General features: G+C 66.9%; 12 protein-coding genes and 1 other RNA gene. 5 read left to right on the top strand and 8 right to left on the bottom strand.

Annotated features, from left to right (window positions below; genetic code table 11):
- Positions 1 to 189 (top strand): hypothetical protein (locus tag CG50_RS17110; protein WP_036639255.1); only part of this gene is annotated, 189 nt, incomplete at its 5' end.
- 104 nt (positions 190 to 293) lie between these two features.
- Here CG50_RS17110 and ssrS read toward each other — a convergent pair.
- Together ssrS and CG50_RS13170 are read right to left on the bottom strand one after the other, a co-directional pair.
- A non-coding RNA gene (gene ssrS / locus CG50_RS17570) (6S RNA) lies at positions 294 to 453 on the bottom strand.
- Between the two features lie 141 nt (positions 454 to 594).
- On the bottom strand, positions 595 to 1,317 hold the full coding sequence (locus CG50_RS13170; RefSeq protein ID WP_036639254.1) for a Bax inhibitor-1/YccA family protein: 723 nt from the start codon (positions 1,315 to 1,317) through the stop codon (positions 595 to 597).
- Between the two features lie 341 nt (positions 1,318 to 1,658).
- Here CG50_RS13170 and CG50_RS13165 point away from each other — a divergent pair, with 341 nt between their 5' ends.
- Entirely contained in the window at positions 1,659 to 1,928 is a 270-nt protein-coding gene (locus CG50_RS13165; RefSeq protein ID WP_036639252.1) for a DksA/TraR family C4-type zinc finger protein, read from the top strand.
- Positions 1,929 to 1,934: 6 nt separating this feature from the next.
- Here CG50_RS13165 and CG50_RS13160 read toward each other — a convergent pair whose 3' ends face one another.
- From CG50_RS13160 to CG50_RS13150, 3 genes are all read right to left on the bottom strand, one after another.
- Positions 1,935 to 2,459, bottom strand: a complete 525-nt coding sequence (locus CG50_RS13160; protein ID WP_036639250.1) for a flavin reductase — start codon at positions 2,457 to 2,459, stop codon at positions 1,935 to 1,937.
- 61 nt (positions 2,460 to 2,520) lie between these two features.
- On the bottom strand, positions 2,521 to 2,901 hold the full coding sequence (locus tag CG50_RS13155; RefSeq protein WP_051909996.1) for a YbaN family protein: 381 nt from the start codon (positions 2,899 to 2,901) through the stop codon (positions 2,521 to 2,523).
- Between the two features lie 126 nt (positions 2,902 to 3,027).
- A complete protein-coding gene (locus CG50_RS13150) occupies positions 3,028 to 3,402 on the bottom strand; it encodes a DsrE family protein (protein WP_036639247.1) in 375 nt (124 codons plus the stop codon).
- 466 nt (positions 3,403 to 3,868) lie between these two features.
- Between CG50_RS13150 and CG50_RS13145 the strand changes: the two genes are divergently transcribed.
- The 3 genes from CG50_RS13145 to CG50_RS13135 all read left to right on the top strand — a co-directional run bounded on the left by CG50_RS13145 (position 3,869) and on the right by CG50_RS13135 (position 6,489).
- Complete coding sequence (locus CG50_RS13145) at positions 3,869 to 4,522, top strand: CoA transferase subunit A (protein ID WP_036639245.1); 654 nt, start codon at positions 3,869 to 3,871, stop codon at positions 4,520 to 4,522.
- Between the two features lie 14 nt (positions 4,523 to 4,536).
- Positions 4,537 to 5,190, top strand: coding sequence for a 3-oxoacid CoA-transferase subunit B (locus CG50_RS13140; protein ID WP_036639244.1), 654 nt, complete (start codon positions 4,537 to 4,539; stop codon positions 5,188 to 5,190).
- A 198-nt stretch (positions 5,191 to 5,388) separates the two neighbouring features.
- On the top strand, positions 5,389 to 6,489 hold the full coding sequence (locus tag CG50_RS13135) for a TRAP transporter substrate-binding protein (RefSeq protein WP_036639243.1): 1,101 nt from the start codon (positions 5,389 to 5,391) through the stop codon (positions 6,487 to 6,489).
- A gap of 124 nt (positions 6,490 to 6,613) precedes the next feature.
- Here the strand turns inward: CG50_RS13135 and CG50_RS13130 are convergent, their stop codons facing one another.
- Genes CG50_RS13130 through CG50_RS13120 form a run of 3 tightly spaced genes read right to left on the bottom strand, consistent with a single transcriptional unit; the run spans position 6,614 to position 9,336 of the window.
- On the bottom strand, positions 6,614 to 7,456 hold the full coding sequence (locus CG50_RS13130; RefSeq protein ID WP_036639242.1) for a hypothetical protein: 843 nt from the start codon (positions 7,454 to 7,456) through the stop codon (positions 6,614 to 6,616).
- A complete protein-coding gene (locus CG50_RS13125; protein ID WP_036639241.1) occupies positions 7,446 to 8,234 on the bottom strand; it encodes a hypothetical protein in 789 nt (262 codons plus the stop codon). Before CG50_RS13125 ends, CG50_RS13130 begins: the two co-directional genes overlap by 11 nt.
- Positions 8,227 to 9,336: a glycosyltransferase family 8 protein gene (locus tag CG50_RS13120; RefSeq protein ID WP_036639240.1), complete on the bottom strand. Its 1,110-nt coding sequence runs from the start codon at positions 9,334 to 9,336 to the stop codon at positions 8,227 to 8,229. The genes CG50_RS13125 and CG50_RS13120 overlap by 8 nt, the downstream gene beginning before the upstream one ends.
- Positions 9,337 to 9,412: the final 76 nt, after the last annotated feature.

Genomic DNA, 9,412 nt, shown 5'->3' with positions numbered 1-9,412 from the left:
GCGCTGACCGTGGCGGCGATATGTGGTGCTTACGTAGCGCAGCGCGCCGGGGTCGCGGCTCCGGTCGTGACGGCGGTGCTGGGGCTTGCGGTCCTCGGCTCTGCCGGGGCGGCAATCGTCGCTCTGATGGCCCCTGTGGCCGACACCCGTGCCATTCCGGTGCCGGTGCGCGTCCATCGCCGCCGCTAAGCGGCGTATTCGATCCATTCTCCGGTGAAAACGACGAAGGCCCCTCCGCGAGGAGGGGCCTTTTCGCATGTCATCGTCCAGTGCGGGGCACGAGACGGGAAGTGGCGGAAACCGCAGCGACCGTGCGGGCGTGAGATTTCCCGAGAGCCTGACGTGATCAGGTGGGTGCCAGATAACGGGGCCAGGACCCCGTCAGAGCCAGCTCCCTCAGGAATGGTTATCGGCCACTGGAAAAATGGCCCGATACGAGAGGAGCAGTAACCGCCTCCACTCAGATAGGAGGTCGGCGCTGCCCTGACAAGGCCGCAGCGCGGTGGAATCGAAAGGGAAGCGCCCTGCGCCCCGGCAATGCAAAAGGGCGCCCCACAGGGCGCCCCGTCGTCATGTTCGGAAGCCAGGCAGCGATCACTCGCGGCGGTCGCCCATGAACTGCAGCAGGAACATGAACAGGTTCAGGAAGTCGAGGTAAAGCTGCAGGGCACCGAGGATGGCGGCCTTGCCGAGGAACTCGTTATCCGTAGCGGCAAGCTGCAGATAGGTGTTCTTGATGTTCTGCGTGTCAAAGGCGGTGAGGCCCGCGAAGAGCAGCACGCCGATGGCCGAGATCGCGAAGTTCAGCGCGCTCGAATGAATGAAGATGTTCAGCAGCGAGGCGACCACGATACCGATCAGCCCCATCATCAGGAACGAACCGAAGGCCGTCAGATCGCGCTTGGTGGTGTAACCGTAAAGCGACAGGCCGGCGAAGGCGATGGCCGTGACCAGGAAGGTCTGGGCGATCGAGATGCCGGTATAGGCGGCGAAGATGAAGCTGATCGACAGGCCCATGAGCGCCGAATAGGCGAAGAACACGATCTGCGCCGTCGAAGTCGCCATGCGGTTGATCATCGCGCCGAAAGCGAAGACCACGGCGAGCGGGGCGAGCATCACCACCCATTTGAGCGGCGTGCCGAAGATCGCGCGAACCAGCTGATCATTCGAGCCCACACCCCAAGCGACCGCGCCCGTCACGAGCATGGCGATCGACATCAGGCCGTAGACCTTGTTCATGTGGACACGCAGACCCTCATCGATCTGCGTCGCGCGCGTTGCCGCGGAGCTGGCGCGCATCGTGTTGAAATCCGGCATTGTCCTCTCCAATCGAATAGGGCGCGGCCCAGTGACCGCGATTGCCTTGCCGATATTGGGAACCTGAGATGCGATTTCAAGCGCTGATCTGGCCAGGGGCGCGCGAATGTGCCGCCCCGCGTCCATGCGTCGCAGTCCGGCCGGTGCACGAGGGGAACCGAAGTTGACGCAAAATGAAGATTTGACCTGCAGGGTTGCGGCGATAATGTCTGATGGCAGGCCCTTCGACCGGCCTGCCCGGGGGGCTCTGCCCCCGCTGCGGCAAGCCGCAGCTCCCCCGGGATATTTCGGGAAAGCCGAAAGGGCAAAGACGGAAGGGCGCCAAACGGGGAGAGCAGGAAATGGCAGGGGGCTGGGCGCAGGACGGCGCCGTGAACGAGCAGATCGAGGCCTCGATCCAGGACGAGCTGGCGCGACTGAAGGCGCGTGCGCAGCCGGTGGGCGAAAGCCTGACCGAATGCGCCGAATGCGGCGAGCCGATCCCCGAGGCGCGGCGCAGGGCTCTGCCCGGTGTCAAGCTGTGCATCGAGTGCCAGAATGCGCGCGACCACCGGTTCAGGGCCCGGGCCGGGATCAACCGGCGCGGCTCCAAGGACAGTCAGCTGAAATGACGGGCCTCAGGCCGGAAGATCGTGGAAGGCACGGTTGAAATAGGCAGTGGCGGGGGTGTCGGGGCGGACCCGGACACCGAGAACCTCGCAAAACATCACCTCGTGGGTGCCGACGACCTGGCGCAGCGCGATACGGCAGTCGAAGGAGACCACGGCACCGTCGAGGATCGGAGCGCCGCTTGTGCCGGTGTGCCAGTCGCCGTGATCGAAGCGCTCTGCCATCGGGGTCTTGCCGCCGAACAGTTTTGCCAGCGCGACGTGATCCGGCCCGATGGTGTTGACGCACAGGACATCGTTGCCCGCGAAGGCCGGCGCGGCCGAGCTGGAGCGGTTGATGCACACCAGAAGCGTCGGCGGCGTGTCGGTGACCGAGCAGACTGCCGAGGCGGTGAAGCCGGCCCTGCCCCCCGGCCCGTCGGTGGTGACGATGTTCACCGCCGCTGACAATCGCGCCATGCCCTCGCGAAACAGATCGCGCGAGACGGTTTCGGAAGCGAGAGAGACTTCGGAAGAGGAAGAGACCTGGGGCATGGCGGCAGCCTTTCGAATGATGCGCGCAGGATGCACCCTTTCCCCCACGAGGCAAGTCCGTTCAGGCATCGGGACGGGAGAACACATAGAGCATCGCGCCGGCGATCACCGCCCCGACCGCGAGGCCGAGCGGCCAGCCAGGCGCCCGCCCCCAGACGAACAGCACGAAGCCTGCCCCCGACCCCGCAAGCGCAAGCAGCTTGGCCCGGCGCGGGATCGCGCCGCGCTCGCGCCAGTCGCTGAGCAGCGGGCCGAAATGACGGTGCGACAGCAACCAGTTTTCCAGCCGTTCGGACGAGCGGGCGAAGCAGCCGGCCGCGAGGATCAGGAACGGCACCGTCGGCAGCACCGGGAGGAACGCCCCGACGAAGCCCAGAAGCACGAACATCCCTCCGAGCGCCAGAAACAGCACACGGATGACGATATTGTCGCTGCGGCTCATATGCGCTCCTCGCTGCGGCAGCCCCGGGATGGGGCGGAACGGGCCGAGCCTAGCGTGAAGTCCTCCACCGGGGAAGTGGAGCGCCGGCCCCCCGGCACCCCGGAGAGCCCGGCCGGAACGACGCGCTCAGGACAGCTGAAGCGTCCCCTTCGCCGCCATCAGCGCCGCGACGACATCGGGAGCGTTGATGATCTCGTAGCCCGGAACCACCTGATCGGCGCTCATGCCGTGATGGACAAGGCAGGCCGAGCACACCGCGATCCGGCCGCCGGCTGCCAGAAAATCGGCCAGCAGGTCGGCCGCGGGACGGAACGGCGCACCGATGTCGATGGCTGCCATCGCCCCCGGCACGGCAAGCTCCACCCCGTCGACCATCAGCAGAATCACTGCGCTGTGGCCCATTTTCAGCGCATTCAGCGCCATGGTGAGGCCGACGGTGACCTTGCCGGGGCTGGAGGTGGCATTGTCGAAGATGGTAGCGACGAAATCGGCGGTCTGCATCTTGCTCTCCGGGGAGGGGCTGGCCCGGGTCCGGGCGAAAGGGCGCCGGTGCCGCCCTCCTTCGGCACCGGCGCAGGGGCATCCGCAGCCGGGGCAGGCGCGGGCCCAACTTGGCGGAACCGGATCGCGCCCCGAAGAGCGGTCCGACATTCCGTTTCCAATTCATATTCCTGTATCGGAATACGATCAAGGGGCAGCACCGGTCTCATGAGACGCGACGTCACTGCGACAATGGGTCGCCCGCTCGCTTGCATTGGCCCGGTCTTGGCCCCATCGTCCGGCGCGAAGCGCCCCCGGCTCCCCGGGGGCTTTCGCCATGCCGCGCGGACCCGGCCGGAGCGGCCAGCCCCCGGAGCCGCGCATGGGAAACACCCCGGCCCACGCGAGGAGCGCAGCCGCCGGAACGAGGAGGGGGGACGGTCGACGCCAAGGCGCCCCGACACGCCCCGGAGCGAAAGGAACAGCGATGAGAAAGGTTTTGAGGCCGGAAGAAGCCGCAGAGATGATCCCCGACGGGGCAAGTCTTCTGATCGGCGGCTTCATGGGCGTCGGCGGGCCGATGCGGATGATGAACGCCCTGGTGGCGCGCGGCGCGCGCGACCTTACGATCATCGCCAACGATTCCGGCCACAAGGGCATCGGCATCGGCGCGCTGGTCGCGGCGGGTGCGGTGCGCAAGATGATCACCTCGCACATCGGGCTGAACCCCGAGACCCAGGCCAAGATGATCGCCGGCGAGATCGAGGTCGAGCTGGTGCCGCAGGGCACGCTGATCGAGCGCATCCGCGCCGGCGGCTTCGGCCTTGGGGGCGTGCTGACGCCCACCGGCCTCGGCACCGAAGTCGAGAATGGCAAGCAGGTGATCGAAGTCGACGGCAAGCGCTTCCTGCTGGAAAAGCCGATCAAGGCGGACTTCGCCCTGGTCCGGGCCTGGCGCGCCGATTACATCGGCAATCTGTCCTATGCGTTCACCGCGCGCAACTTCAACCCGACCATCGCCATGGCCGGGAAGGTCGTGATCGCCGAACCCGAATCCATCGTGCCCACCGGCGCCATCGCGCCCGATGACGTGCACACGCCGGGTGCGATCGTCGATCACCTGCTGACCCGCGGCGCCTGAGGGAGGGAGACGAGATGGAACCCAAGGAACTGATCGCGCGCCGCGTCGCGCTGGAACTCAAGGCCGGGATGCTGGTCAATCTGGGCATCGGCCTGCCGAGCATGGTGGCGCGCTTCGTGCCCTCGGGGCACGGTATCTTCTTCCAGACCGAGAACGGCTTCATCGGCACCGGCGGCCGGCCGCCCGAAGGCATGGAGGACCCGCATCTGACCGATGCCGGCGCGGGCTTCGTGATGGCGGAACCGGGCGCGGCGACCATCGACAGCACGATGGTGTTCGGGCTGATCCGCGGCGGTCACATGGACCTGACCGTGCTGGGCGGGCTGCAGGTCGACGAGGCCGGGCAGCTGGCGAACTGGCAGGTGCCGGGCAAGATGGTGCCGGGCATGGGCGGCGCGATGGATCTGGTGACCGGAGCGGCCGCGGTGATCGTGGCGATGCAGCACTCGGCCAAGGGCGAGGCGCGGGTGGTGCGCAAGTGCACGCTGCCGCTGACCTCGCTGCGCCGGGTCGATCTGGTGGTGACCGACATGGCGGTGCTGAAGCCGACCGAGGCCGGTCTGGTGCTGCGCGAGCGCGCGCCCGGCGTCAGCGTCGAAGACATCGTCGCCCAGACCGAGGCACGGCTGATCGTCGAAGGCGACATCCCCGAGATGAAGCTGGCCTGAAGCGACGACAGAGCATCGCATCGAGACGAGACGCCCGGCCCCCGTGCCGGGCGTTTTTCATTGCCGTGCCCGATGAAACCGAAACAGCCACATTATTGTGCGAAAATTTCATTTTCGGCGTGACACCGGGCATAAAGTTGCTAGGTTCCGGCGACCGGGCGCAGGAGGGCACCCGGCTGACTTTCCGGGAGGACCGCCTTGCACAGACGTTCGTTCATCACCCGCGCCGGCCTTGTCGCCGCCGCGAGCACCGCCGCGACGGCCCTTGCCGCACCCGCCATCGCGCAGGCGAACCCGAAGATCACCTGGCGGCTGACCTCGAGCTATCCGAAAAGCCTCGACACGCTGTTCGGCATCTCGACCGAGCTGTCGAACCGCATCGCCGAGATCACCGAGGGCAATTTCCAGATCCAGGTCTTCGCGCCCGGCGAGATCGTGCCCGGTCTGCAGGCCCTCGACGCGGTTCAGGCGGGCACCGTCGAATGCGCGCATACGCTGTCGACCTTCTATGTCGGCAAGAACCCGGCCTTCGCTTTTGACACCTCGCTGCCGTTCGGGCTGAACACGCGTCAGCACAATTCGTGGCTGTTCTACGGCGGCGGGCTGGAGCTGGTGAACGATTTCCTCAAGCAATACAACGTCCACGCCATTCCGGCCGGCAATACCGGCGCGCAGATGGGCGGCTGGTATCGCAAGGAGATCAAGTCGCTCGACGATCTCAAGGGGCTGAAGATGCGCATCGCCGGCGTCGGCGGCACGATCATGTCGCGGCTTGGCGTGATCCCGCAGCAGATCGCGGGCGGCGACATCTATGCCTCGCTCGAGAAGGGCACCATCGACGCGGTGGAGTTCTCCGGTCCCTATGACGATGAGAAGCTCGGCTTCTACAAGGTGGCGCCGTATTACTACGCGCCGGGCTGGTGGGAAGGCACGGCGAACGTGCCGCTTTACGTCAACCTCGACAAGTGGAACGAGCTGCCGAAGCATTACCAGGCGGCGATCGAGGCGGTCTCGACCGAGACGCTGACGCGTTGCGTGGCGAAATACGACGCGCGCAATCCCGATGCGCTGTATCGGCTGGTGGCGAACGGCGCGCAGCTGCGCACCTTCCCGAATGACGTGCTGGAAGCGGCGTTCCGGGAATCGCGCGCTTATTACACCGAGGTCGCGGCGCAGAACGCGGATTTCAAGAAGTTCTACGACAACTGGCTGCCCTATTGGCAGAAGGAACAGGTGTGGTTCCGCTTCGCCGAGCTGCCGTTCGATGCCATGGCCTCGCAGCACGCGCAGGTGAAGTAATCTCTTGTCCCTGAGGGCGGAGGGGGCTCTGCCCCCGCTGCGGCAAGCCGCAGCCCCCCGGGATATTTGAAGAAAGCCGAAAGGGAGGCCGCGGCACGTGTCGCGGCCTTCGTCGGTTTCGGGATCAGCGGGGGGGCGGGCCGTAATGGGCGGTCAATGCGGCGATGGCGCGGTCGTTGCCGTTCTGCCCCGCCGCGCCGAGATTGGTGAGCCGCAGGCTGCCCCCCTGCGAGCGCGGCCATTCGATCACCCGCACCTTCGGCCCGACATGGCACGCGACATGGCCCGCGCGCCGGGTCATCCAGTAGAGCCAGATGTCATCGGCATTCGGGCACAGCCTCATGAACAGATCGTCGCGCGTGGTGTCCGGGTGCAGGATGCCCGGCGGATAGAGCACGCCGCCGACGCCGGTCGCGAAGATTTCCGGACCCTCGGCGGTGCCGTCGATGTTCTTTTCCCAGCTTTCATAGGGCGTCAGGGTGCCGTCCCCGGTCCAGCCCAGCCGATGCGCGCGGTGGGCGACGGTGCAGCCGGGATGCGACTGCGCCACCCGCACCATGTCGGAGAGCCAATGCGCCGGATAAGGCACGTCGTCATCGGCGGTCGCGATGAAGGCCTGCGGAAAGGCCAGAAGCGCCGGCACGATCTTCTTGTAGGAGCGCAGATCGGGGGTGGTGCGGATCTCCAGCCCCTCGGCTGTCAGGGCGGCGATCCCGGGCGGCAAGAGGGCGCGATCGGCCTCGGTGAGCCACAGGATGGTGCGGTCGGCGCGCATGTCCTGACGCAACAGGCTGTGCAGCGTTGGCACGAGCGTCGGGAACCGCCCGGCATAGGAGGTGAGCGAAACGATCAGCTCCGCACCAAGGCCATGCGCGGCCGGGGCCGCGATGTGGCGCCCGGCGATCTCGGCGAGCGCGCGGCGGGTGCGCAGCCGGTGCTTGAAAGCGCGCAGCGCCTCAGCGATCACGGCCCTGCTCCCACAGCCGGCGCAGCCAGCTGACATCGCCTATGCGGCGATACCATTTCTGTCCGCCGCCGGTCAGCGCCACGTCCATCTTCGGATTGCCGGCGAAAACGACGATCCGCGCCCCCTCGGGGAGCGCCGGATCACGCAGGTAGCTGGCGAGACCGCGCGGCACCACGTCGTTCTTGAAGCTGACGCACCAGCCCCGCGGCCAGTAGGCCAGCTGACCGTGCGAGGCGAGCTGAGCGGACTGGAACTGCTGGCTGATCTCGTAACCCGCGGTCGCGGCCGCCGGATCGGCAAGGAAAGCGTCGAGGATATAGGCCTGCGCCCCCACCGTGTAACGAAACACCGAGGAATTGCCGACCGAATGCAGAAATGCATCGCGCGCCGGGTTCAGCTTGCGCAGGGGCTTCGGGCGGAACAGATCGTCGTCGCGGATGATCAGGAACTCGCCCGGCAGATCGAAGAACGGATCGAGGCTGCCCGTCACCACGAGGTCGAGGTCGAGAAACAGCGCCGTGCCCGAAAGCCCCGCCAGATCGCGGCGGAACAGCGCCAGCTTGCGCCAGCGGCTGTCCTTGTGGCCGGGCGGCAGGCCGAGGTCGGGCAAGGGCAGCGCCTCGATGCCGGCATCAAGGCCGATCGCGTCATCGGTGAAGCAGATGAAGCGATGCGGGCGGCCGAGGTTCTGCCGCACCCCGCGCGCGAGGTTGTTCACGTAATCGGGGCCGTAAAGCGTCCCCCATTTCATCGTCAGGATCAGGACGGGATCAGACATGCCGGGGGCCTTTCAGCTGGGCCTGCAACTCGCGCCGGCATTCGACCCCGACGACGAAGCGGCCATCGAACACCGGCTCGCAGCGCGGTGCATCGAGAGTGCGGCGGGTCTCGTCGGCGAAGCGCCCTGACGCCAGCCCCTCCTGCATGAACTGCAAGAATGCCTCGGATCGCTTGTGCCAGGCGGCGATGTCGCGCCGCTCGCGCGCCGAGACGACGCCCCTGCCCCGAAGCCACAGCCGCAGCCGGTAACGCGCCCGCCGCACCATGTTGACCGGATTGGGACGGGCATAATCGGCCGGGTCCAGCCCTGCATCGAGAAACATCTGACGATAGGCGGCGGTGTAAGAGGCATCGGTCGCCGCGCGCCAGCCGCGGTTATCGCCGTGCCAGGGCTTTTGCGTGCGACAGAAATGCACGAACACCGGCGCCACCGCGCAGGTCAGGCCCAGCTCCAGCACATAGGCCTGATAGTTCAGCCGCGGGCTCAGCTCGGTCCAGCGGCCGTCGAACAGATGGGCCAGAAAGTCCTGATCGTAGCGCGCGGCGTCGGGGAAAGCGGCGAAATAGCGGGGCAACTCGGCCGCGAAGTCGATCTGGGCCCATTTCTCCGGGTCGATCAGCAGCATCCCCGAGTTCAGATACCGCCCCGAGCTCACACCGATCGAGGCGAGCCACGCCGCGCGCGACACGCCCTTCAGATCCTGCGGCGCCTTGCTCAGCGTGGCGATGTCGCTGACCGCCCCCAGCCCCGACGGCAGATCGACCGTCCAGACCGCGGGCTCCGCCCGAAGCGACAGGATATCGGCATCGAGATACAGAAGCCGGTCGTAGCCGGGCAGGAACTTCGGCGCGAACAAGCGCATGTAGACGATGCGCGGCCACTTCTTGTCCTCGGGCAGGCCGGGGGGCAGTTCGGCCGCGAGCTGGTCGTAATGATAGACGACCCCCTCACCCGTGCCGAATTCGCGCACCGTCGCGGCGGGGTCGCGACGTTCGACGAAGACATGCACATCGCAGCCCCATTGCACCGCCAGCCGCCGGGCCTGAAGCCCCGCGACATCGGCGAGCCTGTCATCGGTGACCAGATAAATCGCGTGCATTCCGACCGTTCCACTGGCCCCGTCCCCGGGGCGTTCCGGCCTTCTGTGTGGCGTCGCTCCGCCCGACATGCAACAA

The organism is Paenirhodobacter enshiensis, assembly GCF_000740785.1.
Taxonomy (GTDB): Bacteria; Pseudomonadota; Alphaproteobacteria; order Rhodobacterales; family Rhodobacteraceae; genus Rhodobacter; species Rhodobacter enshiensis.
This window is presented reverse-complemented; position numbering and strand designations above follow the sequence as displayed.